The 23,780-nt window shown below is 50.6% G+C and carries 19 protein-coding genes; 14 read left to right on the top strand and 5 right to left on the bottom strand.

Annotation, left to right across the window (positions count from 1 at the left end; genetic code table 11):
- Positions 1 to 24: 24 nt before the first annotated feature.
- Complete coding sequence (locus tag MRY86_RS06815; protein WP_044226241.1) at positions 25 to 918, top strand: MBL fold metallo-hydrolase; 894 nt, start codon at positions 25 to 27, stop codon at positions 916 to 918.
- A gap of 142 nt (positions 919 to 1,060) precedes the next feature.
- Here the strand turns inward: MRY86_RS06815 and MRY86_RS06820 are convergent, their stop codons facing one another.
- The 4 genes from MRY86_RS06820 to MRY86_RS06835 all read right to left on the bottom strand — a co-directional run bounded on the left by MRY86_RS06820 (position 1,061) and on the right by MRY86_RS06835 (position 5,057).
- On the bottom strand, positions 1,061 to 2,674 hold the full coding sequence (locus tag MRY86_RS06820; protein ID WP_293566697.1) for a Gfo/Idh/MocA family oxidoreductase: 1,614 nt from the start codon (positions 2,672 to 2,674) through the stop codon (positions 1,061 to 1,063).
- Positions 2,667 to 3,146 (bottom strand): hypothetical protein, encoded by a 480-nt coding sequence (locus tag MRY86_RS06825; protein ID WP_293566698.1) that lies wholly within the window; start codon positions 3,144 to 3,146, stop codon positions 2,667 to 2,669. Before MRY86_RS06825 ends, MRY86_RS06820 begins: the two co-directional genes overlap by 8 nt.
- Positions 3,147 to 3,228: 82 nt before the next feature.
- Complete coding sequence (murQ, locus tag MRY86_RS06830) at positions 3,229 to 4,035, bottom strand: N-acetylmuramic acid 6-phosphate etherase (protein ID WP_293566699.1); 807 nt, start codon at positions 4,033 to 4,035, stop codon at positions 3,229 to 3,231.
- Positions 4,036 to 4,130: 95 nt separating this feature from the next.
- Positions 4,131 to 5,057 (bottom strand): TIM barrel protein, encoded by a 927-nt coding sequence (locus MRY86_RS06835; protein WP_363325409.1) that lies wholly within the window; start codon positions 5,055 to 5,057, stop codon positions 4,131 to 4,133.
- A gap of 189 nt (positions 5,058 to 5,246) precedes the next feature.
- On the opposite strand from MRY86_RS06835, the gene MRY86_RS06840 reads away from it, so the two are divergent.
- The 13 genes from MRY86_RS06840 to MRY86_RS06900 are packed head-to-tail and all read left to right on the top strand — an operon-like array spanning position 5,247 to position 22,934.
- Positions 5,247 to 6,113: a glycosyltransferase gene (locus MRY86_RS06840; protein ID WP_293566701.1), complete on the top strand. Its 867-nt coding sequence runs from the start codon at positions 5,247 to 5,249 to the stop codon at positions 6,111 to 6,113.
- Positions 6,114 to 6,173: 60 nt separating this feature from the next.
- Entirely contained in the window at positions 6,174 to 7,349 is a 1,176-nt protein-coding gene (locus MRY86_RS06845; RefSeq protein ID WP_293571123.1) for a glycosyltransferase family 4 protein, read from the top strand.
- A 42-nt stretch (positions 7,350 to 7,391) separates the two neighbouring features.
- Complete coding sequence (locus tag MRY86_RS06850) at positions 7,392 to 9,668, top strand: O-antigen ligase family protein (protein WP_293571125.1); 2,277 nt, start codon at positions 7,392 to 7,394, stop codon at positions 9,666 to 9,668.
- A 6-nt stretch (positions 9,669 to 9,674) separates the two neighbouring features.
- Positions 9,675 to 10,484, top strand: a complete 810-nt coding sequence (locus tag MRY86_RS06855; protein WP_044226229.1) for an ABC transporter permease — start codon at positions 9,675 to 9,677, stop codon at positions 10,482 to 10,484.
- A 3-nt stretch (positions 10,485 to 10,487) separates the two neighbouring features.
- Positions 10,488 to 11,621 (top strand): ABC transporter ATP-binding protein, encoded by a 1,134-nt coding sequence (locus MRY86_RS06860; RefSeq protein WP_293563251.1) that lies wholly within the window; start codon positions 10,488 to 10,490, stop codon positions 11,619 to 11,621.
- Positions 11,614 to 12,792 carry an SDR family oxidoreductase gene (locus tag MRY86_RS06865; protein ID WP_293563252.1) on the top strand — a complete coding sequence of 393 codons (1,179 nt, stop codon included), beginning with the start codon at positions 11,614 to 11,616 and terminating at the stop codon, positions 12,790 to 12,792. The genes MRY86_RS06860 and MRY86_RS06865 overlap by 8 nt, the downstream gene beginning before the upstream one ends.
- Entirely contained in the window at positions 12,782 to 15,217 is a 2,436-nt protein-coding gene (locus MRY86_RS06870) for a PEP-utilizing enzyme (protein WP_293571127.1), read from the top strand. Before MRY86_RS06865 ends, MRY86_RS06870 begins: the two co-directional genes overlap by 11 nt.
- Entirely contained in the window at positions 15,214 to 16,017 is an 804-nt protein-coding gene (locus MRY86_RS06875; protein ID WP_293563254.1) for a hypothetical protein, read from the top strand. Before MRY86_RS06870 ends, MRY86_RS06875 begins: the two co-directional genes overlap by 4 nt.
- Positions 16,018 to 16,028: 11 nt before the next feature.
- Positions 16,029 to 17,111 (top strand): UbiA family prenyltransferase, encoded by a 1,083-nt coding sequence (locus MRY86_RS06880; protein WP_293563255.1) that lies wholly within the window; start codon positions 16,029 to 16,031, stop codon positions 17,109 to 17,111.
- 4 nt (positions 17,112 to 17,115) lie between these two features.
- Entirely contained in the window at positions 17,116 to 18,897 is a 1,782-nt protein-coding gene (asnB, locus tag MRY86_RS06885) for an asparagine synthase (glutamine-hydrolyzing) (RefSeq protein WP_293563256.1), read from the top strand.
- Positions 18,885 to 20,141 carry a radical SAM protein gene (locus tag MRY86_RS06890; protein WP_293563257.1) on the top strand — a complete coding sequence of 419 codons (1,257 nt, stop codon included), beginning with the start codon at positions 18,885 to 18,887 and terminating at the stop codon, positions 20,139 to 20,141. Before asnB ends, MRY86_RS06890 begins: the two co-directional genes overlap by 13 nt.
- Entirely contained in the window at positions 20,113 to 21,585 is a 1,473-nt protein-coding gene (locus MRY86_RS06895; RefSeq protein ID WP_293563258.1) for a transglutaminase domain-containing protein, read from the top strand. The genes MRY86_RS06890 and MRY86_RS06895 overlap by 29 nt, the downstream gene beginning before the upstream one ends.
- The gene (locus MRY86_RS06900) at positions 21,582 to 22,934 is read left to right on the top strand and encodes a hypothetical protein (RefSeq protein WP_293563259.1); all 1,353 of its coding nucleotides are present in this window, start codon (positions 21,582 to 21,584) and stop codon (positions 22,932 to 22,934) included. The genes MRY86_RS06895 and MRY86_RS06900 overlap by 4 nt, the downstream gene beginning before the upstream one ends.
- 150 nt (positions 22,935 to 23,084) lie before the next feature.
- Here MRY86_RS06900 and MRY86_RS06905 read toward each other — a convergent pair whose 3' ends face one another.
- The gene (locus tag MRY86_RS06905) at positions 23,085 to 23,780 is read right to left on the bottom strand and encodes a PKD domain-containing protein (RefSeq protein WP_293563260.1); all 696 of its coding nucleotides are present in this window, start codon (positions 23,778 to 23,780) and stop codon (positions 23,085 to 23,087) included.

A 23,780-nucleotide genomic window follows, 5' to 3' on the forward strand; every position in this document is an offset into this window, starting at 1 on the left:
TAACTGAGTAAAAGCAAAAATAAAATGATTAAAGTTCTGGATCTTCATTTTCTGGACAAAAGCGACACGATTGCAGCATTTCTGGCAGAGACTTCAGCAGGACCCATCCTGTTTGAAACCGGCCCCTACTCCACCTTTAGCCATCTGAAAGCCGGGCTTGCAGCACAGGGCTATCAGCCTGAGGACATTGCCCATGTTTTCATCACACATATACACCTGGACCATGCCGGAGCAGCCTGGGCCATGGCAGAAGCAGGAGCCACCATATACCTGCACCCCTTCGGACAGGCGCACATGCATGACCCTTCCAAGCTCGTGGCCTCCGCTACCCGTATCTACGGCGACGATATGGAGCGGCTATGGAGCACCATGAAAGGCATCCCGGCAGCACAGCTAAAGACGGTGGACCATGAGGATACCATCAAAATCGGGGATACCGAAATTACCGCCTGGCATACGCCCGGGCACGCGGTGCACCATATTGCGTGGCAGGTTGGCAGCGCATTAATTGCAGGTGATGTGGCCGGGGTTAAAATTGGTGATGCTCCGGTTGTACCGCCCTGCCCGCCACCGGATATCAACGTTGAAGACTGGCAGGCTTCCCTCAACCTCATCCGGCAGTTACCTCTGCAAGCCATTTACCTGACCCACTATGGGCGGATTGCAGGGGCCAATATTCCCGTCCACCTCGATGAGCTGGAACAAGAGCTTTTAGCCTGGGCCGAATGGATGAAGCCGCACTTTGAAGCTGGTAGTGACCCAAAATCCATTACGCCGGAATTCATGGCATGGGTACAAGACCGGCTCACCGAAAAAGGCGTTTCGGAATCCATGCTGGAAATTTATGAAAATGCTAATCCTTCCTGGATGAGCGTGGCAGGCCTGCTGCGTTACTGGAAGAAACGAACCGCCGGGTAACCAACGATCACGAGGAAAAACATACCGCCTGTGAGGACAAATTTGTTACAATTTATGCCTTATTCTATTACGCGGTAGTAACGCTCATGGAGCCGCTGCCTTGTAACCCCAAACTGATGGAAAATACTGGCAGGGGCTCCTTTTATCCCATCATGCCTGCTATTACGCGCCCGGGGGCCACAAGCATTGCATCAAGATCTTCACCGGGCAAAGCGATGATTTGCTCTGCCCCCGCGTCCCATTCCATCCTACGCCCAAGTTTCCAGGAGAGCCCTGCCATATGAGCAGACATTGCTTCCTCAAAACCTTCCTCTATACCGCAGCTTACGGGTGTTCCATTACGGATGGCACCCAGCCATTCCCTGATGTGCAGCATAGCTGAATCGACCCGCTTGCCACCCCGGTAAGTCCAAAGCAGCCCTTTCTGGGCAAAGTATTTGGAGGTCGCTGAAGTCACGCCATCCGCATTGCCGGAAGCCGGGTCATAGGCATAAATCGGCACACTCGGGTCCATCACACCGCTTTCGATCAGGTGCCGGTAACGGGTAGAGTTCGGATCGGCATGCACCCGGAGTTGGTTGCCCAGCTCGAGTGTGCCATCGTGCCCCATCAGAAGGGTTTCACGCCAGTGCTGATTCCCAAGGGTAGCGCTGTAAACAAAGGTCATCCCCTTTTCCAGCCCGGCTTCCCGGCTGGAGCCCGTGGTGAAGTCCGGGTATTCCATTACTGCCTGGAAAACGTCCGGTACATCCCGCCCATCGCGGTGGGTGTAAATGCCGCCGGAAGCGGTTACGAAGCGGGGCATCCCCATATTGAGGATACAGTTGACCCGGTCGAAATCGTGGGTCATCAGGTCGCCGGACAAGCCCGAGCCATAGGCCCACCATTTGCGCCAGCGGAAGAAATGCTCTTTATTGAAAGGAATACTTGGCGCATTGCCCAGAAAAAGGTCCCAGTCGATGGTCTGAGGGCTGGCTTTTTCGTGGATATGGTACTGCCAGGCTCCATTATCGCTGTTACGGTTTGTATTGGCCTGTACCAAAGACACGTGCCCCAGCACCCGCTTCCGGATGATATCCTGAGCGGTAATAAAGCTTTGAGTCTGCCGGTGCTGATGCCCCACCTGAAAGATCGCTTTTGAGTTTCGGGCCGCTTCACGGAGAGCGTAGGTTTCCGCGATTTTATGGGTCATGGGTTTTTCCACATACACATGCTTGCCGGCCTGCAAGGCAGCGATAGCCACCGGTGCGTGCCAGTGGTCAGGGGTGGCGATGACTACTGCATCTATATCCGGGCTGTTGATCAGGTCTTCGTAGTGCCGATAGCGTTTGCAATCCGGGGAAGCAGATTGTGCCAGTTCAGCATTGACCTCGAAGACATCACAGACGCCGGTCAGCTTGACATTGAGGTTTTCCTGGTTCTGATAAGCTTCCAAAGCGCCGGTGTTGCCTTGTTCCTGCATCGCCTGCACCCAGGCCGGCGTAGCAAACCCCAGCACACGGACCAGGTGTTGACCGCGCCCTCCATTCCCCACAATACCGATCCGGACAGGTTCGCCTGACATATCAGAGGCGATTTCTGGGCGTTCTGCCTCGATATTGAGTTCCCGGAGGATTTGGTCTTTTTCCTGTTGTTTCTTCCGTACTTCGGCATAAGCGCCGGCCGCAATACCACCAATGAATGGCAATCCGATCAGTCCTTTGAGGGCTTTCCGGCGTCCCTGCAATGCGCCTTGCTCTGCTTGATGCTTATCCATGTTGTACCTGATTTTTCGGATTAAAAAATACGCCCAGCCCCAGCAGGTGCCCCGTTGGGAAATAGGCTAGTACACCGAGTGCAGCAAGTTCTACGAGGTTCTTGTTGACAATAAAGTAATTGCCTTCTGATGGGCCAGCGGCAGGTATGCCCGGCCAGGAAGGGTGCGCCAGGTAGAAAAAGGTGAGCATAGCGATACCAATATAAGCGCCCGCTTTCTCCCATATTCCAAGGATAAGGGTTAGCCCTACTGTGGATAAGGCCACCGCAGTTAAGGTATCTGAAACACCAATCAGGGCGTCATTGCCCAGCCATTGAAAAAGTGGCGCCAAAGGGCCCTGTGCACTGAGCAGGTACCCCTGAGCTGTCCAGCCGGGCGTTAGCAGCTTGATGAAGCCTTCAAATAGAAAATGCCAGCCGGCGAGGAGTCGGAGCGCTGTCAGAAAAAACAGCTGTGGTTTGGAATAGGACATAGCTATACCTCTTTGGTGTCGAGCTACTAAAGTCCACCATTACTTTTACTCCAAAAATGATAATTATCAGATCAAAAACTGATTATTGCCGGGCTGCTTCGATGGCCTTGCGCACACTGCCGTGCTCCAGCAAGAGGGCTTTGGCGTCATCGTAAGTACCGCCTACGGTATTTTTGATAATCTTGGTGCCCCGGTCCACCAGCTTTTGATTGCTCAGCTGCATATCCACCATTTTGTTGTCCACAACCCTTCCCAGACCAATCATAACGGTGGTGGAGATCATATTAAGGACCAGCTTTTGGGCGGTCCCGGCTTTCATGCGTGTACTCCCGGTGACAAATTCAGGCCCTACGATAACTTCCAGGGGATAATCGGCGTAAGCGCTGACCGGTGCATCCGGGTTACAAGTGATACAGGCTGTCAGGATGCCATGTTTCTGGCACTCTTTAAGCCCGTGTACTACATATGGGGTGGTACCTGAGGCCGCAATACCAATAACCGTATCCTGATCATTGACGAAATAATCCTGTAGATCTTTCCAAGCCTGGGTTTCGCTATCCTCTGCAAATTCGACGGCATTGCGTATGGCGTGGTCCCCACCGGCAATCAGCCCAATGACCCAATCCGGGGGCACACCGTAGGTTGGGGGGCATTCTGAGGCATCTAAAATCCCCAGCCGGCCGCTTGTGCCTGCGCCAATGTAAAATAAACGGCCGCCCTTTTTCATGCGCTCCAGAATGGCTTCGACTAATTCAGTGAGCCTGGGGATGACCTCCTGTACGGCAAGATGGACTTTGGCGTCCTCTTCGTTAATGTGGGTAAGGATTTCCTTTACCGGCATCTTTTCCAGGTGCCGGTAAAGGGAAGGTTCTTCGGTTACTTTTTGCATGCGGGTGCTTAATGATTTAGACTGAGTAGTTTGACGGTCTAGCTTTATTTTATTTCCGTCTCTAAAGTTAGAAAAACCGTTGCATTTTCGTCGGATTAATCTTTTTCCTCCACTACCACATCGACCGAGCGGTAGGCATCAATGACAGCCTGCTCGCCCTCTTTCCCAGGCATAGAATTACCATGCTCCATACCGAGGATGCCTTCAAAGCCTCGGCTGTGGATATACTGGAAAATATTTTTGTAGTTGATCTCGCCCGTGGTGGGTTCATTGCGCCCGGGATTATCACCGATCTGGAAGTAAGCGATCTCCCCCCAGCACTTTTCGATATTCGGCAACAGGTTGCCCTCCTGAATCTGCTGATGGTAAATATCAAACAGGATTTTGCAGGCAGGGCTGTCCACCGCCTTACAAATTTGGTAGCCCTGGGCCGCTTTGCTGAGGAACAGCCCCGGATGATTGTAGAAGTTGAGGGGCTCCAGCACCATTACCAGTCCATGGGGCTCTAAAATCGCGGAGGCTTGCTTTAGGGTTTCAATCACATTGGCCGTTTGGTAGCCCATGTCCTGCCGCAGGTCAACCAGCCCTGGCACAACGGTCATACAGGTTGCGTTGACCCGTTTGGCTACTTCCACACTTTCTTCGATCTCTTTTAGAAAAGCCTGCCGTTTCTCCTCATCGCCGCTGGCCAGGTTGGCATCATTCCAGGCAATGCTATGGGCCACGAAAACCCCCATTTCCATGCCCCGGCTTTCCATTGCCTTTGCCATTGCCTTTTGGAGTTCGACCGGCTTATTCTTCATACTATTGTCTTCAAAAGCGGTGAAGCCCTGATCAGCCATAAAGTGCAATTGCGCCACCGGGTCTTTTCCGGCCGTCTCGGCAAACATGCCCAAGTGAGGGGCGTATTTGAGGTTAAATTGTTGATGATCCTGCCTGCCCGTTCCCGCAAAACTAGGAGTGCCCGTGGCCATAGCTCCAGCGGCAAGCCCGGCCTTCTGAATAAATCCTCTTCTGTCCATCATGGTTTTGTTTTCCGTTTTGTTGGTCATGATTAAGCCCTTAATTTAGGGATAAAGCGGGAACAATTTATAGCAATAGCGAGGTAAAACCTAACTGTTATGCCCACAAATACCTCCTGCCTGAAAATGAAATCAGGGCAAAATGTCTATCTTGCAAGACTTTCAGACAAATCTCGAGCAAACCTATTCATGAGAGCGGATAACAAGGTGGTTCATGGGCTGTGGATAGGGGAAAAACTGACCCCCCTGGAGATCCTTTGCATTAAATCCTTCCAAGCGCAGGGGCATACGTTTTGTTTGTGGATTTACAATGACCTTGTCACTCCTCCGCCAACGGGCACTGTGGTATGTGATGCGAGGCAAATACTGCCCCGTGATGCTATTTTCCGTTACATTGACGGAAATGAATTTGGGCACGGCAAAGGCAGCCTTGCCGGCTTTTCGGATATCTTCCGGTACAAGCTGCTGTATGAGCATGGCGGATGGTGGACGGACATGGATATCACCTGCCTGAAACCGCTTGACTTCCAGAGTGCCTATGCATTCAGAGAACATGATGTGCTGCCTGTTGTCGGTAACCTCATGAAGTGCCCCAAAGGAAGCCCACTGATGGAATGGTGCTATCAACGGGCACGGGAACAGGTTGATGCCTGGAATACCGATTGGCTCCTGCCCATCCGCATCCTGAATGAGGGCATTTTCCAGTTCGGCCTGAATGGCTGCATTCACTCTATGACCAATCCAGATCGATGGGAGGTTGTGGATTGTTACCGCGAACAGCAATTGCGGCCAGCTCCTCAGTGGTATGCATTTCACTGGATGAACGAAGAATGGAGAAGCAAGGCCTTGTCGAAAAACAAGGTCCGGGCCCAGAGCTATCTGGCCAGTCTTTTTCACCGTTATAGTATTGAAATCCAGTTGTTGCCCCGACTACCGCTCCGAACACGCCTGAACCGGCGACTGGCTAAACAGGTGATTCCCTTTATCCCCCTTTTGGTACGCAGAAAGCTGAAAATACTATTATTCCGGTTTAACAAGCTAATCCCTTCCTCCTGATGCCTAACTATAAAGTTGCACTGTTTTTTTCATCTTTGTTAAAAAAACGCTCGCAAAAGCATGCGTAAATCCGCCCGCAAGACCATTGCGATCCTTTCTAATACCAGCTGGAGTATTTACAACTTTCGCAGGGGGCTTGTCAGGCGGTTGGCCAAGGAAGGATATCAGGTTTTAATTCTTTGCCCGCAGGACCGCTATACGGAGAAACTAAAAAACGAACCCTGCCAATTTATCCCAGTCAAGCTATCCAGGCATAAAGTTAATCCGATTCCCGACCTGCAGTATTCCTTTGAGGTATTTAGGGTTTTAAGGCAACATCGCCCGGATTTTTTAATCAGCTATACGGTCAAGCCAAATATCTACGGGCAATTTGCTGCCCGGCTCCTTCGCATCCCACGGTTAGCAGTGGTGACAGGCCTGGGCTACCTGTTTATCCGCCGAAATTGGAAAACGGTATTGGTAAAGTGGCTGTATAAGCATAGTTTTAAAGGTGCAAAAAAGGTATGGTTTTTAAATAAAGACGATCAGTCCTGTTTTTTGACAGAGGGTGTAGTTTCGCCCGCCCAGGCAGCCTATCTGCCCGGGGAAGGCGTAGATACTGGCTATTTCAAACCTAACCCGGTGCGGCCTGCAACAAGCTCCGCTCTTTGTTTTGTTTATGCCGGGCGCCTGATCAAAGAGAAAGGGGTTCCTGAATTTGTACAAGCCGCCCAAATCCTCAAACCCAGCTATCCTGAGGTGGAATTTCAAATTGCAGGCTTTTTAGAGAAGGACGCACCTGGCGCGATTAGTGCAGCTGATATTGTAACCTGGGAAAAAACAGGGGCCGTAAATTACCAGGGGGCCAAGGAAGACATTCGCCCTATCCTGGCCGAAGCCCATTGTGTAGTGCTCCCGACCTATTATCGGGAAGGTGTCCCCAGGATACTCCTGGAGGCTGCAAGTATGGGCATCCCAATAATCGGGACGCCCACTCCAGGCTGCAAGGATATTGTACTTGAGGGCAAAACCGGATTTCTCTGCCAGCCCATGGACCATAAGCAATTAGCGAGAGTTATGGAAAAAGTTATCAGAATGGACGATACCCAGCGGCACCAATTAGGAATAGAAGGCAGAAAAATTGTTCGAGCCTATTTTCAGGAAGAAATAATCATAAACCGTTACCTTCACTTCCTCCAACAGCTATTCGGTGCTACAGCAGAGCCAAAAGATAAAGCTACTTTAAAATTCAACTAAATTCGGCAACCTCAATCTTGCACCGACCAACCCATTGAACGCATGGCTTCTAAACAAAAGCATACGGCTAAATCCTCCCCACTTCTGATTGGCTGGGTAGTTGTGGGGTTGTTTATTAGTGGCTTCATCTTTGACCCGGCTGCCAGGGAGCCTTTTCTGCCAATTCGCCAGTTATTGATTGCCCTGTGGTTAGTGGGCGGTGCAGTCCTGGTTTTCCGTGTACCAGGCTTAAAAGTTGCCTTGCCTCCGGTCACCCGGCTTTTCATAGGGCTCAGCTTGGCTTTTCTGGGCTGGAATATCTTAAGTATATCCTGGAGCATTAATCCAACTGAGGCAGTTCTCGCTTCTAACCGGGTACTGCTGCAGGTAAGCCTTTGTGCCTTTTTTATTATAACTGCCCCGCTATTGCTGGAACGGCTGGGCCTGCTTGCGCGTATCCTTGCAGTGTACCTCTGCTTTTTGAGTGTGCTTAGCATTTTGCAGTACCTGGGCTGGACCAACTTCCCAATAGAGAGCAGCAGCCCGCCTGCGGGTTTGTCGGGTAACAGAAACCTGCTGGGGTCCATCCTGGTTATCCTTCTGCCCTGTGCACTTTACCTATTCTTTTTGGGGCAGCGGTATTGGAGTATTGCTGGCCTAATAGGTTTAGGGGCCGGTGTTATTGCGCTGCTGCTTTCGCAAACCCGTTCAGCTTGGGTGGCTTCTTTCGTCGCTTTTTCTGCTATTCAGATACTTTTGATGCTTCGGCGGAGCAATTTGTCTCCTGAATTGAAAGCGAGATGGAAATTTGTGAACTTATCGGTAGCAGGGGCCGTAGTGATGCTCGCGGGTTTGCTGGCAATAAGTGGGCAAGGCAATCAACTAAAGAATAACCTCCTAAATCGATTCTCCACGCTGGTTCAGGTTCCTGATGTTGATGATCAAGCTGAAAACGAGGCAGAACGCAACATTTTGGACCGATTACACCTTTGGCAACACACCACCGAACTGATAAAAGACCACCCCGTAAAAGGAGTAGGTGCCGGAAATTGGAAAGTCCGCTTTCCGGAATACGGAGGGAGCAGCGCACCCCGCTTCGAGGAAAAAGACAAACTCCGCGTTCGCCCTCACAACGAGTACCTGAGCATTGCAAGTGAACTGGGCCTGGTAGGTCTGGCCCTTTTTGTCTTGCTTTTGGCAACGCTAGCCTACCAATCGTTTCAGCTTCTTTTGAAAGCCCGGACGGAGCAGGGGATCATTCTCAACATCCTACTTATTGGAGTTGGTCTCGGGCTTGCTGTAGACTTTCTGTTTAGCTTTCCCCTGGAGCGTATGAGCCATAGTTATCTTATTGCGTTAAATATTGGGCTGGCGCTTCAGGGATCCAAAAGCAGTTCTACCCGCAAAGCCCGACCGGGCCTCTGGGCGGTGCTCCTGGGGCTTGGCGCACTGGCCGCTTTGGCAATAAGTTACTACAACTGGCAGGCGAACCGCAGTTTCCATCAGTTGCTGCGGGCTGAAGTCAGTGGGCAGTGGGACAAGGCCGTCTCCATCAGCCTGGAAACTGAGCAGATGCCATTGACGAGCCTGGACCCGCTTGGCGATCCTGTTGAATGGCATTCGGCAAATGCCTTAAAGCAAGTGGGCAAAAGCGATGCAGCACTGGAAAAAATTGAGGATGCGATCGAGGCGCACCCGAACAGCCATCGGATTTGGAACACTAAGGCTGCCATTCTGATACAGGAGGAGCAATTTCAGGAAGCCATAGAACCGCTAAAACGTGCGCTTACGTTGGCATCAGATTATGAGCCAGCCCTCTCCAACCTGGGTTATGCTTTCTACCGGACCGACCAATTCGAGGCGGCTGTCACTACCTTACTAAAGCTCGATCTGGAAAAGCATGCTAAAGTCCTTCCCGTCATTTGGGATGCCGGGCAGCGGATGGAACGCTCCTGGTTAGGCAACAGCCCTTTTTACCAGGCAGGCTTGAACGCGCTGAAGCCCCCTACTCCACTCCCTTTGGTACAATGGCCGTCGCAAATGCGGCAGCTTCAGCACCAGTTTGAATCAGAGAAAGCCTTCGTTGTCCAATACTTTGAGACACTGGGCCATTATGCGATGCTGAAAGCCTGGTCTGAAAAGCAGCCCCCCGAAGCCGTCATGGGCTTAAATGCGGCCTTACAGGAGCTGTACGAAAACCTGGCGCAGCAAGAAGACTATGCGGCCCTTGCAGATCGAGTCATTCAGAACCACCACACAGCAACTCTGCAAAAAATCCGGCAATTAACCAAAGATGAAATCATCACCGTAGGCGCAGTCCTGGTCCCATTACCAATTTAGGCTCACATGCACATTATCAACAACAAGCCTAAGCCATTTTCTCAGGAACTAAAGACCGTTTGGCGGGCATTACCCATCGCTATGGTCTTCGCAAAACGAGCGATCCGGATTAAGTACAGCCATACCGCACTGGGCTTACTGTGGGTTATTGTGCCTATTGCGGCCTATGTGGTGATCTATTCCGTTTTTTTTTCGGTCCTGCTTGAGATCGACACCCGGGAAACGCCCTATCCGCTGATTGCCTTTTCAGGCCTGTTGGGCTGGAACTATTTTAAGGATATCATTCATAATGTAGGCCCTTCGCTGCATCAGGAAGGCGAATACCTGAAAAAGAATGTATTGCCTAAGTTTATCATTCCACTGTACAAAAGCTTACTCGGGCTGGTGGAACTGGGCATTTCGCTGGGGCTCTTCTTTATTTTGATGCTCATCTATCGAGAGCCGTTAAGGTTATCCATTTTGATACTGCCCGTACTGATCATCATCAATCAGCTCCTGGGGTTTAGTATAGGGATATGGGTTTGTAATTTGTCCGGCCGAAGAAGGGACGTAGTACACCTGGCCATTTCGGGCCTCAATGTGGCCATTTGGCTGACTCCTGTTTTCTACCTCCCCGGGCTACTCCCGGAAGTTTATGAGCCATTTTTGTACCTTAATCCCATGACGACACTGATTGGTGCCTACCGCTGGGCATTGCTCGGGTTATCTTTCCCGCCGGCCTATGCCTGGGCAGCACTGCTTATTTGGGGAGTGGTATTGGTAGCGGGAATAAGAACCTTCTTCCGGCGGCAGTACGAACTTATTGACTATCTTTAATTAATGATTCAGGTAGATAACCTAGGCAAGAAATTTGGTATTCGGCAGCAATCAAAAGGCCAACCCACTACGGAAAAAGAGGTCTGGGCAATCCGTCAGTTGTCCTTCACCCTGCCCAAAGGGAAAGCTCTGGGGCTTATTGGGCCAAATGGCGCCGGCAAAAGCACCCTTTTGAAAATATTAGCCGGTATTTATCTGCCGACCTGTGGACAAGCCATACTTAGTGGGCAGTCAGGTGCAGTGCTGGACATCGGATCAGGATTCCACCCTGATCTAACGGGAAGAGAGAACATAAAATTTGCAGGCCGCCTGGCCGGATTAACCAAGGAGCAACTCGAAGCGGCTCTGCCAGAAATCATCGCATTCAGTGAGCTGGAGGAACATTTAGACACGCCGGTGAAGTATTATTCTTCCGGCATGTTTTTACGGCTGGCTTTCTCGACGCTCATCCATACCGAATGCGAAATTTTACTTTTTGATGAAGTCCTCGCTGTGGGCGACAGTGCATTTCAGGAAAAGTGTTTTCAAAAAATACAAAGCCTTAAACAGGACGGGAGGACCATGATTATGGCCAGTCATGAACCTGCAAAACTTGCTCAGTTCTGTGATGAGGTCATGGTGATGGCTAATGGGGCATGCCAATTTTTAGGGCCGGCACAGAAGGCGCTGTCTTTCTACAGCAAGCACTTTGCACTTAGCTCCACACCTCAACCACGGGACAGCCGCTACCTGGAGCAGCTGACTTATGAGGGGGCGACTGTAATTGGGGAACTCCCAAATGAGGAGATAGCAGTCACCTTTACCGTAAAACTAAAAGTGAAGTCACATCCGCTTACAGTCGCCATAGCCCTTACCGACAGTTTAAACCAACTGCTGTTTAGCGGCCATCAGCCTCTGGTTATGGAGAACGTCAACGCAAACGAGAGCATGGAAGTCCAATGGTCCTTTCCCAAATCACACTTAAACGAGGGCTTGTTTTGGGTCAACTTTTATCTTTTTGAAGAGCAGAACATTGTAGAGCAACTCCCTAAAGTAGGGCAACTGGAAATCCCTCCTTATCAGGACCCCAAACGGAATATCGAAGGAGGGTTCCACGCCATTCATATTGACAGTCAAATTCAGGTGAGCTATGAATAAAATGGTTGTCGCATTAACCGGAGCTACGGGCTTATTGGGTAGCAACATCTTATTTGAGCTCTTAAAACGGTACGAGGGTTCGCCCGGTTTGCTTACGATTTGGGTTTTAGGCCGGGCCGGGAAACAACTTTCCCTGAGGGAGCGTATCCGGCAATTGTTAGCCAATGATGGCGCCCACTACCTAAACATGCCGGACACGGCCCCATTGCTTGAGTGGATTCGAACCGTAGACTGCCACCTGGACCAGCCGAACCTGGGAATATCGGAAGACAGCTTCAGGAAGATGAAAAAAGAGCCCCCGCATTTATTTATCCACGCAGCGGCAGCTTTGGACTTTCGGGATCAGGCAGCGGTCCTGGATTTGCTGCAAAAAATTAACGTAGAGGGGACACAGCAGGCCCTGAATCTTGCGGAAGCGCTGGGCACTCCCGGCTTTGCCATGATCAGTACCGCTTACGTTTGCGGCATTCGGTCAGGGGTGGCCAATCCGGATTTCATGCCTGAGGATCAGCTTTTCAGAAACCCCTACGAGCGTTCTAAGCTGGACGGAGAGCGACTGGTCAGGCGTGCCGAACAGGAAGGCCGGTTCCGGCGGGTTTACTTTTTCCGCCCCACAACCATCTGTGGGCGCTTAATTGAGCATCCGGTTGGATACACACCTAAGTTTGATGTCTTTTACGCCTGGCTAGCCTTTTTCCTGAGGCTTAAGGCACGGCAATTAGGCCGTATGGACTATGAAACGCCAGCTAAGATTGACATTCGTGTGGCGCTGAAACCAGGATCAGGCCTAAATATTATCCCGGTAGATTATGCAGCCAAAGCTTTAGTGGAAATCAGCCTGCAACAGCCTCCTTCTAACGCCTTCCATTTGGCTTCGCCTTACCTGACCGATAATTATGAGGACCTTCCTGCCCTCTTAAAGTTCATCAATGTCCATCTACCCACGTTTGTCGAAGAGATGCCCCCTGCACTTAACACCCTGGAATACCTTTACTACCATAGGTCGGTAGGGAAAATCTATGACCCTTACATTAGCAAAAACGTGCCGGACTTTTCACTGGATTCACTGCACCAACACCTCCCCACCGGCTTCCCCGAGTGCCCAGCGGTGAAAGGTACTGTAATGACTCAGCTGCTAAAATTTGCAAAAAAGCATGACTTTGGACTCTAGAGCCTGCTTCCGGATTGGCGAAGGCCAGCTAAACCCCTCCCAATGTGGTGCCAAAGCTTTCCGGCAGCATGAGCTCAAACGTTTAGGGTTCCTGGTCCCCGATGGACTTATCCTGACGTATGACCAGGTTGACCACTGGGCAGCTGCCTGTCAGCTTTCCCAACGTGACACCTACGCTACTGCACTTGAACGCATCAGAGGTGCTGATCAAGGCAATGATTTTCTAGCGGCCGTCCTTAGTGCCCTCCTGGGGAAAGGGCCATTAATATTGAGAACAGCAGCGGCAACAGAAGACCGCCCGGACGGGACAATGGCCGGCCAGTTTGTCTCACGCCCCGGCATCCATACTACGGAGGACCTTCAGGAAGCGCTGGCAGCTGCATGGGCTGCTGCGGCAAGCCTGTCCTCTGCGCCGCTCCGGCTGTCGTTTTTGGTGCAGGAATATATTCAAACCGAGTATGGTGGCGTGGCCTTCACGGTTTCACCTACAGCACCTAAAGCGTCCGAAATAATAATGGAGGTTATTGAGGGAAGTTGCGCTCAACTCACAGGCGGAGCATCTCCGGATGCCAGGCTCACTTTCGACTGGAGGAACCAAACACTGGACAAGCCCTTCCCGGGCCAATTATCCAGGTTAGTTAGCAATGCCCAAATCACTCAATTGGGCAATACTTTTCTCGACCTGCAAAAGCACTTTGGATGCCCACAGGATATCGAATGGGGCGTTTGCGAAGGCGTACTGTATATATTTCAGTCGAGGCCCATCACCCGCATTGCTTTTTCGGCTGATACCATCTGGACGAATGCCAACTTCCGGGATGGTGGCATTGGGGCAGATATGCCTTCTCCGTTGATGTGGAGTTTGTATCAAATGACCTTTGACCAATCCATTGATGCTTTTTCAAAGCGCTACCACATTACGCCCGATACCCCGCCAAAAGCCTGGTCCCGCACCTTCCTGGGCTACCCGTACTGGAACCTTGCTGCAACCAAAAGCGGTGCCCGAAAAGTGTTGGGTTACGTGGAACGACAATTTGACCAAGGCCAGGGCGTCACCCCCTACTACGAGGGCGATGGAGAAGTGTCTAAGCTGACCCCAAGGCGGCTTTTCACGTCTCTCAAAGCGCTCCTTGCCATTCGAAAGTCGATAAAATCCCGTTTCAAGGTATGCCAGCAAACGAAAGCCTACTTTGAAAAGATAGCCAGCACGGAATTGGTAACGCCCCCTGATGAGCAGAGTGCCACGGCAGACCTGGTGCTTTATTTCGAGCGGTTGGTTACGCAACATCTGATGTACATCTATACCCGCTACTGGGAGATCATTTATGACAACACCTTTGTCAGTACATTCACACAACAAGCACTAGACCGTTACAACCGTAAAACAGGTTCCAATCTTGAGTTCCCGGCAGTTACAGCTAACCTCGAAAATGTGGCGCACCTACGACCGCTGGAAGCGCTTCTGGAATTAGGACAGGATATTTTATCTGATGACGCCGCCCATGCCTGGTGGACTGCCCATTCAGTAGAGGAAATATTCGAAACCTGGTATAATGGCTCCCCCTTTCCTTTTCAGGATCAACTCAAGGATTACCTGACGGATTATGGCTACAAAAGCTCCCGCGAACTGGAAATCCAGGCTCCAAACTGGTCGGAAGACCCTACCCCTGTTTTTCATGTCCTACGACAATTCCTGGCTGGTGCTTTTTCCGCCTCGGCTAAGCCGCATACACCCTGGCACAGCGACCGCTCACTCCCCCACAAGTTTAAGAGGCAGATAGAACAGCAGCGAAAACTACTTTGGTGGAAAGAGGAAATCCGGGACATCACCACCCAACTGTTCCACTATATCCGCAAATCTGTCATTGCGCTGGGCCAACGACTGGAAAAAGAGGGGATTTTGCCTAACGCCGAAGATGCTTTCTTTCTTACCCATCAGGAGCTCATCTGCCTGGGTAAAATGGGAACCGTAACGGCGGACTATCGGGAGCGAATTGTGTACCGGCGCAACCTTCAGGCGAGTTTCAGAAATTTTCAAAAACCAGATCTTATTTTTCCTGACCCGGCAGAGCATAGGACCACAACCGTAGGGTACTCTGGTTTGAAAGGCATTGGAGTCTGCCATGGCAAGGTGGAAGGGATTGCTGTTACCGTTAATGAAATCAATGATTTTTTTGACCCCAGCACTCTTGATGGCAGGATCCTTGTCACCCCCTATATCAACCCAGGACACCTTCCCTACTTTTCTAACCTCAAAGGCCTGATTACTGAAAACGGCGGTTTGCTTTCTCATGCGGCCATCATTTGCAGAGAGCTTAACATCCCTGCTATTTTCGGAGTACCAGACGCAACCCATAAACTCAGAGATAACCCCCGCATTCGACTCAATGGAAAGACTGGGGAAGTTGCTATCTTAGCTGAATGAAGCAGCTTTTTAGCATCGTGGGGACAGATGGTAGCGGAAAGGACTACCGGCTGGCGCAGATTATGGCTAAGGTTGATCCCGGCATTTTCTTTCCGCTGTCCTGTACGGCTTACCACCACTCTGCCTTTTGTGCGAACCCTGCTTTGTCCAGAACGCTGCAACGCCTTGGGGAGGAAGCCGACCGGAAATCAGATGCTGCCCTCAAAGGCATCTCCCTTTTTCTCAAGATGCTGCTCTTCGGTCAGGAGCTCCGCCATTTGCAGGAATCGCATCAGGCGAAGGTGGTCCTTTCCACCCGGCATCCGGTTACCGACACCCCGGCCTATGCCCGTTTGTTTATTCAGCAATTGGCCATGAGTGCTGAAGACCGAACCCAGGTCCTTTCCAGAGCACAGTCCTTTGTATCCCCAACAGAGTGGAAGTCGGTGGCAGCACTGCTATCTTCGGTGAAGGACAGGATGAACATGGAGCCAATACCTGATTTCATCGCCCGCACGGCCAGGCTTGACTGGACCGAACAGCTGAAAGTTTATATCCACATTTTTAATATCCCCCTTCCTGACAGGATTCTTTTCCTGAATCCACCAACAGCGACGATATTGGAACGGCTACAGGCGCGTACAGACCGGGTCCGGGAAACCCATGAGCAAGCGCTTTTTATCCAAACCCTAAACAAATACCTTGAACAAGCCCTGAGTGCCTTATGTGCCTGGAAGCCGGAAATCAAGTTGTATGCCACCCCAAATACAGGGGAGGCACTAGATAATACGATCCGTTCCTTTTTTAGCCTGGACAATTAAAAGTGAATCCCTTGAGAGCATTTGCCGCTAAAAACAACTGGCTTTTTTCAAAAGTACCAATGGCGTTTGGCTATTGCTATTTGGGATTACTGGTGGCTCCGGGGGAGGTGGGAAACAAAGCAGCCCTGCACTTAGCCACTATGCTCTTTGTTTTTCTGGGAAGCGGGCTCTTCGTCCGCTACTTCAATGACCTTTGCGATATTGATCAGGACCGAAAGGCAGGTAAGCAAAATATTGCCCGGGGTGATCACTCTGCCATTCGCTGGCTCAAGCTATCAGGGTATACCGCCATAATTCCTGTTGCCTTATGGTTTTCGGCTGCCCCATTCCCATTGTATCTGCTGATGGGCGTACAACACTTGCTTTACCTCCTCTATTCCATTCCACCCATTCGGCTAAAAGAAAAAGGCTGGCCGGGGCTGGTCTGTGACGCCGCCTACGGGCACGCTGTCCCTGCTGCTGTTGGCTTTGCCTTTGGGTATACCGCTGGTGCGAAAAGCAGTCCTGAAAGCCTGTGGATGCATATAGCTTTTGCGGCCCTGTCCCAGTTCGCGCTGGGCATCATCAATATCCTTTATCACCAGATTGAAGACCATCCGAAAGATAAAAAAGCGGGCGTCCTCACCTGGGTCGCCCTCAAAACACCAGCCACTGCCCTTAAAATAGGCTTTAACCGGTACGCCCCGCTTGCCCTGGCTTCACTTGGAGGCTTTTACCTGTATTGGGGTATTAATGGCTTTCCGGTTTTAGCCCTCGCCCTTTTATTGACCTTATTCCTAATCTCGGCTGCCTGGTTTAGCAATACCGCGAATACACCTGCCCGGCACTCCCCCAGGCTTCTGGCTTTAAATGAATTAACAGAAATCTGGGCCCCGCTTTATACCATTACGGCCCTTGTGTTCCAGGATCACAGATTTATTTATTTGCTGTTGCTCCATACGTTTATGTTTTACCGGATTATTTTCCCTTTCGTTTTTTATTACTTCAGACGGTTAGGAAGTGGCCTCCAATGGCTAAGTGGCCAACTGGTTTATTTTTACTACCACAAACTGCTGGTCTTGTACGCCAGATTAAAAAAACGCTTTTTCAGCTAAGACTATGTGCGGAATAATTGGTCAGGTTTCCCTTCAGGCTCCTATTCAGCAACGGCAATTCAATGCCATGCGGGATACCCTTCAGCACAGAGGGCCTGATGGTTTTGGCTCCTGGTTTTCTGAGAATCGTCTCGTTGCGTTAGGCCACCGGAGGCTCTCCTTCCTGGACCTTTCCGACAAGGGTAAGCAGCCTATGACCAATGAAACCGGATCGGTATGGCTGACTTTTAATGGAGAGATTTACAACTATATCCCCCTCAGAGCTGAACTGGAAACAGCAGGGCATCATTTCAGCTCAAAAACGGACTCCGAGGTGCTGCTTCACGCTTACGAGGAATGGGGTACAGGTATGCTCGGCCGGCTTAAAGGGATGTTTGCATTCGGTATCTGGGACGAACACCGAAAGCGGCTTCTAATAGCCCGGGACCGTTTTGGCATCAAACCACTTTACTATGGTTTCCTGAATAATCAATTTTATTTTGCCTCCGAGCTAAAAGCCATCCTCAAAGGGCTGGCCAAACGCCCTGCCCCATCTATGGAGGCGGTGGCTGACTTTTTGGTCTACCGGTATGTCCCCAGTCCGAAGACCATCTGGAAGGGGTTGAAGAAATTGCCGCCAGCCCATTACCTCGATATTTCCTTTGCCTCGGGGTCTCCTGATTTATTCCCCCAATGCTACTGGCAATTGCCAGATCCCAGGCTCAGGCCCACTCCCCGGGAAGCCGTCCTTCAGGTACATGAACTTCTATCCGAGTCTGTAGGGCAACACCTGCAAAGCGATGTACCGGTAGGCAGCTTTTTGAGCGGTGGATATGACAGCAGTGCGCTGGTCGCCTACGCCCATAAGCAAGGGAAAGCGCTAGACACCTTTTCGATTGGTTTTGAAGGCTGGGAAAAAAGTGAGCATCAATACGCCCATCAGGTTGCCGACCATCTCAACCTGCCTCTTCACACCCGATTAGCCGGCCGGGAACAACTCGCTTTGCTGGACCAGCTCGCTTATTTCTACGATGAGCCCCTAGGGGACATTTCTACCATCCCCACATTTATGGTGAGCCAAATGGCCAGTCAGCACCGAAAGGCCGTACTTTCCGGAGAGGGTGCGGATGAGTTATTCGCAGGTTATACCTGGCAAAAGCCCATTGCAGGCCTCAGCACCCTGAGCCGCCTTAAGTATTACCTCCCGGAACAAATTTCCGGAAGTAGTATTACCAGCTACTATGCCACTGCCATGGCAATGGGCCGTTTTGACCTGGAGGTATTAAAGGATACGATCCATCCCCGGCTGCACGATCAGCTGCCGGCTTTTCCCGACTGGTTTTATAAAAAGCATACCCGGCAGTACCCTCAATTATTAAAGACGGTTCAAAAGCTAGATATTCAAACCTTTATGGGTGAACTTGTGCTGACCAAGATCGACCGGGCGAGTATGGCGCATGGTTTAGAAGTGCGCGTCCCTTTCCTGGACCACGAATTGGCTGAATACCTATTTTCCCTACATCCGAAAGTATATTACCGGGCCAGCCAGACCAAGTTTTTGCTTTACGAGAACATCAAAAACACCCTGCCGGCAGAAATTTTGAAGCGGCCTAAACAGGGATTTGTAGGGCCAGACTCTTATTATATGGATATTGCATTTTATGCGAATTGTCTGAGGGATGGCCAATTGATTAAATCGGATGTGATTAGCCCGGCAGGCCTTGAACGATTACTACGGGACAAGGATCACTGGCGGCTTTGGAAACTAGTAGTACTCGAAAAATGGTGGCAGCGATGGATGACCTGAAGTCAAATAAGGCTAAAAACGTACCAGCCTTTCTATCCAGTGAGGTTAGGGCGGCATACAACAGGCAACGACCGCCAGCGTTGCAAAAGCGGCTGTGCTTTGCGCCCTTCAGCAGCCTGTACTTTTCCAGAAATGGCGATATTCTGGCCTGCTGTTATAACCGAAAGTTCGTTTTGGCACGCTATCCCGCCGACAACCTGCTCGGGGCCTGGTGTGGGGAAGAAGCCCAGAAAATGCGGCAGGCTATGATGGGAAAAGCTCTTCCTGCCGGCTGTTCGAGCTGCCAGGAGCAATTCAGGGCTGCCAATTTCAGCAATGTACTGGCTCGCAACTACGACCGATATGCAAATCTCCCGTTCCCGCAGGCGCCCCTGCGACTGGGAAGCGCTCTCTTTGCAGCTCCTTTTCCCCGGGCCTTTTTTCAGCAATTAAAAGCTGAGGCTCGTCAATTGAAGTACGGCCGTATCAGGGCTGCCTCCCCTCCGGATATGCCCCGCCTGATGGAATTCGAACTCAGCAATACCTGCAACCTCGAATGTGCATTTTGCTTTGGGGAGTTCAGTTCAAGCATTCGGCGCAACCGGGACCAATTGCTTGCATTCCCGGAACTCTACAATGCTGATTTTGTCGAAGAACTTCAACCCTTTTTACCTCACCTTTGGGAAGCCAAATTCCTGGGGGGAGAACCCTTTCTTATTCCGTTGTACTTCGAAATATGGACAGCCATCCGAAAGCTCAATCCAGGCATCAGGGTACATATTACCAGTAACGGTACTGTGCTGAATCAAAAAGTAATAGCGGCACTAGAAGGGCTAAAAGTAAGCCTGATCCTGTCCATCGATTCCTTTGAGGAAGATACCTTTGAAAACATTCGGAAGAACGCCAAATTTGGCCAGGTTATGACCAATCTCCAGTATTTCAGCCGCCTCGCAAGGCAGAAAGGCAGCCGCCTCACACTCGCGGTCAGCCCCTGCATACTCAATGCATGGGAAATCCCAGCAATTGTAGCGCGCTGCAATCAGGAAGGCTGGTATGTACATTTCAACACGGTTTGGTGGCCAGAGGAGTTATCCCTGCGCCGGTTGCCCGTACAGGAATTAGACCGCCTCATCCATCACTATGTACAATTCCGGACACACTTAAATACGAAGGTCAAACGACAAAATGCCAATGCTCTATCGGGTTTGTGCAACCAATTAAAACTGTGGAGTAAAAATGCTGGATCATATTGGACGCAAAAATAGGCAGGCAGCTACGAGGCTTACCTGGCTTTTTATTTTTACAGGCATAACTGCGCTGGTACTTTTCATATCCTCCTGCACCAGTAAGCCACCCCAGGAACAACGGCAGGAAACGTACAGGCTGGACCACCCGGAGCAAACGGTCGTTCACCTGACCAACACCGGACCAGAGGAAAGCCAATTCTTTATCGACATCAACCAGGGATGGTATCTCCAACGCACCCGGGTAGCTCAGCGAATCAAAGCTCAAAATATCGGGCAGGAAGCACAGGCCAGAGCAGCCTGGAGGCTCGTCGCCAAGACCACTCGAAATGCCCACCTCACCAGCGCCCGCTGGCTCCATGCACCAGAGTATCTACTGAATTCGGCCGGATATGGGTTCTGCGACGATATAGCCAGTGCCCTGGCTACTATCTGGCAGGAAATGGGCTTACCGTCCCGCATATGGCACCTGGGAGGACATGTGGTGCCTGAGGTAAACATTGGTGGAAAATGGCAAATGTATGATCCAGACCTCGGATTGTATTATTTGAGCGATGCACAGCAAGTTTTATCCGTAGAGGCCATTGCAGGCGGAGCAGCAAGGTGGGTAACCAATGGTACACAAACGGTAGACCTGCAAAACTTGCCCAGCCCCGTTACCCACCAGGAAAAATTCCTCCGTCCGGAGGATAATCACATCAATAGCTGGTTTTTAGACTCCATACCTGAGGAATCCGGGCAGTTTATTTTAGGGCCGGGTGCCCGCTTATCCTGTTGTGATTATCACCCGGGTTACTTCCCAAACAAGGTAGTGAAGATTTCACTCCCGGCAGGATTCAAAGGGCTCATCAAGGCACCCCTGATACTTGTAGATGCAGACGGTTTTACAGCAGAGGTGGAAAGTCAAATTAAAGCCGGTCATTATTTGCTCCCATCCGGGGAAATCTCCATTAGAACCCCGCTGCCGGAACTAAGCCACCTGTACTTTTTAGCCAATCGCCAATGGCCTGCTCTGGAAAATGAAAATTCATTATTCCTGGAGGGGACCAGGCTTCAACAATTGGAAGTCTCTTTTTCTCCTTCAGCCTCTTCTGGGGAATTGGCTGATTTTCATCATATTCCATCCTTTGATTTCAAAGATTACCTCACCTTTCTGTCCATTTGGCCCCAACTGCCGAAAGTAAAAAGCCTGGAAAACCTGAAGGCAACTTACCATCGATATCATTCCATTAAGGCAGGAAAAACTATAGACATTCAACTGGATTTTAAACCTCGCTATGAAGCACTGATGGACTTTCTTAAGCAAAATCCGGAATATGAAGAAGTCATTTTAAGTTCTCTTAGTCAACCTGAATTCCTTTATTTTATCCTTGAATATTTTTTAAAGGAGTACCCATCAGTGCAGCTTCCGGGCTTTATTGAACAAACTTATAAATCAGCCATTACCAACCAGCCAGAGCAATGAAGTATGTTTTTGTCGTTTGTGGCGCCGCGCAACATATCCAGACTTTGCACTTTGCTTTGGGCTTATTGAAGCAGTTTTCCCGAAAGCCGGCTGTGGTGGTGACGGATGCCTCCCGCAATGCCATTCCTATACAGCATAATGAGATCATAGACATCGCAACGCCGCCTCAGTTATCCGCTCACGAAGCTGCAATTTACCTCAAAACGAGCTTGCACCGGCACCTGGATTTCAATAACGACGAAACCTACTGCTACCTCGATTCAGATGTGTTGGCCGTACGGCCGGGTGTAGATGAGATCTTCAACCAGTTTATTCCTCCCATCCGATTTTGCAGTGACCACTGCCGGATGATGGAATTTAGTCCCAGTGCGGTGTATCAGCCTGGCTCAGAGGAGTTGATCCGGAAACAAAAAGAACTGGAAGTACTCCGGCACCGTTACCAGCCGCTGGAGGAAGCACAAAAGGCCGAAGCCGGCGCACATTACGAGCGCATCCAGGCCATCAAAAAAGCATTCAATGCTGCCCAACCGGCACATGCAGGAAAGTTTAAAGACTTTGGCTCCTGCAAGGGCAGGCTTCGGTTACTCCTGGCAAAAACCGCCTTCAAGGCGCTATTTTGGAGCAATGCCGTGCTCACTTTCCCGTTGGAAATCCTGTATCCGGGCATTCGGGAAAAATCATTTGAAAGTCTCCACAAGGCGCTATTTGGAGCACCGTTTGAATTTGACGCCTTTGTCCAGAAACATGGCTACCGTTATGACAAAAAGGAAAGGAAATGGTACGATGAGCAAGAACAATTTGTATTCGATGAAGCTATTGTCATCCGGGCCATAGAAGCCCGGTCTGCATTTCGCTGGAATGAACCCACATTATCCTGGCAAGACAGCGAAGGGAGGAAGGTCAGTTGGCCCAGCTCTGATGCATTGCGGCAGCTGATTCATCAAAAATTTGGGGTGCACATTAATCAGAAAAACTGGCAGCACTGGAACGGTGGGGTATTTCTGTTCGGCCGGGCATCCATTCCTTTTCTGGAACAGTGGCATGCATGGACCCTTGAAATATTCAATGACCCAAAGTGGAAAACCCGAGACCAAGGAACGCTTATCGCCACCGTTTGGAAGTACGGCCTGGAAAACCACTCTACCCTTCCTATAGAATACAACTTCATTGCAGATTATTACCACCCCCGCATTCAGTATAATGGAGATTTGTCTTTCAGGTTCAGGGGCTCACCAGACTGTATACGCCCTTTTCTCCTTCACATTTACCATCATTTTGGCGATACCAGCTGGCCACTGTGGCTGGATGTGGAGGACCGGGCCGGCCAATCCTTTTCACCAACTGAATAGTGTGGTGCCCTACGGGAAGGATAACAAAATCAGAGCGGAAGTTACTGTTTTTCTCCCCCTCACTGGTCAATCCTTATCAGCGCAACATTTGCCTTTGGCTGTCCAAAACACTGAAAAAGAGGTAAGCTCAAGCAGGGTCAAAGCAACACCTTACTCTACCACAAACTGCCGCCGCACCGGCTCTGACCAGGCGCCATCATTGTCTTTCACTCTAACCTGTACAGCGTAAGTGCCCGGACCGGGGTAGATGTAGTCCAGCTCAGATCGTTCCGTTTCAACGGTGTAGATGCCTTCCAGGGTAAACTCATATGCCATGATCTCACCGCCCCAGTTGCCATCCTGATCAAAGCTTTGCTTGGCGTCAAAACGCATGTGGTAAGGTGCTACCTCGTCCACCTGTTCCGCAACCAGGGCAGCTACTGGCTTGTAATTGCCAATGGCCAGAATTTCCACCAGGGCGGTTCCGGAAGCTCCTAATGGGTCTTCTGCCGACAAAACGAAAGAATGAGTACCCTCCTCCAGGGCCTGCAAAGTTAAGGTGCCCGTCTTTGGGGACTCTTCGATACGGGCATTATTGAGTATAAAGTCACCGGACCTGACCACTGCGCCGTTGAGTTTGGACATACTGAGCGTGTGGTCGTTTTGGTCATCCTCAATGCTATAGGACAATTCCATCAACTGCCCGGCATTGACCTTAAGGGTATCCTCGTACACGTCAGTGCCGTTCACCAACAGGATAGGCGGCTGTCCGTCGCCGTTGCCATTGTTTTCTTTTTTACAGCCAGCGAAGATTAGGCCTGCCAGGCAGCAGGTCATGATCGCGAAAGTTTTGAAGTTTCTGGGCAT

It is taken from the genome of Phaeodactylibacter sp. (genome assembly GCF_022763345.1).
In the GTDB taxonomy this organism is placed as follows: domain Bacteria; phylum Bacteroidota; class Bacteroidia; order Chitinophagales; family Saprospiraceae; genus Phaeodactylibacter.

Coding starts and splice junctions, on each gene's coding strand:
- MRY86_RS06835 (WP_363325409.1), bottom strand. CDS start 5,057: ATGGACAGAAGAGGATTTATTCAGAAGGCCGGGCTTGCCGCTGGAGCT.
- MRY86_RS06905 (WP_293563260.1), bottom strand. CDS start 23,780: ATGCCCAGAAACTTCAAAACTTTCGCGATCATGACCTGCTGCCTGGCA.
- MRY86_RS06845 (WP_293571123.1), top strand. CDS start 6,174: ATGCGTAAATCCGCCCGCAAGACCATTGCGATCCTTTCTAATACCAGC.
- asnB (WP_293563256.1), top strand. CDS start 17,116: ATGTGCGGAATAATTGGTCAGGTTTCCCTTCAGGCTCCTATTCAGCAA.
- murQ (WP_293566699.1), bottom strand. CDS start 4,035: ATGCAAAAAGTAACCGAAGAACCTTCCCTTTACCGGCACCTGGAAAAG.
- MRY86_RS06815 (WP_044226241.1), top strand. CDS start 25: ATGATTAAAGTTCTGGATCTTCATTTTCTGGACAAAAGCGACACGATT.
- MRY86_RS06900 (WP_293563259.1), top strand. CDS start 21,582: ATGAAGTATGTTTTTGTCGTTTGTGGCGCCGCGCAACATATCCAGACT.
- MRY86_RS06840 (WP_293566701.1), top strand. CDS start 5,247: ATGAGAGCGGATAACAAGGTGGTTCATGGGCTGTGGATAGGGGAAAAA.
- MRY86_RS06895 (WP_293563258.1), top strand. CDS start 20,113: ATGCTGGATCATATTGGACGCAAAAATAGGCAGGCAGCTACGAGGCTT.
- MRY86_RS06850 (WP_293571125.1), top strand. CDS start 7,392: ATGGCTTCTAAACAAAAGCATACGGCTAAATCCTCCCCACTTCTGATT.
- MRY86_RS06890 (WP_293563257.1), top strand. CDS start 18,885: ATGGATGACCTGAAGTCAAATAAGGCTAAAAACGTACCAGCCTTTCTA.
- MRY86_RS06855 (WP_044226229.1), top strand. CDS start 9,675: ATGCACATTATCAACAACAAGCCTAAGCCATTTTCTCAGGAACTAAAG.
- MRY86_RS06865 (WP_293563252.1), top strand. CDS start 11,614: ATGAATAAAATGGTTGTCGCATTAACCGGAGCTACGGGCTTATTGGGT.
- MRY86_RS06825 (WP_293566698.1), bottom strand. CDS start 3,146: ATGTCCTATTCCAAACCACAGCTGTTTTTTCTGACAGCGCTCCGACTC.
- MRY86_RS06820 (WP_293566697.1), bottom strand. CDS start 2,674: ATGGATAAGCATCAAGCAGAGCAAGGCGCATTGCAGGGACGCCGGAAA.
- MRY86_RS06860 (WP_293563251.1), top strand. CDS start 10,488: ATGATTCAGGTAGATAACCTAGGCAAGAAATTTGGTATTCGGCAGCAA.
- MRY86_RS06875 (WP_293563254.1), top strand. CDS start 15,214: ATGAAGCAGCTTTTTAGCATCGTGGGGACAGATGGTAGCGGAAAGGAC.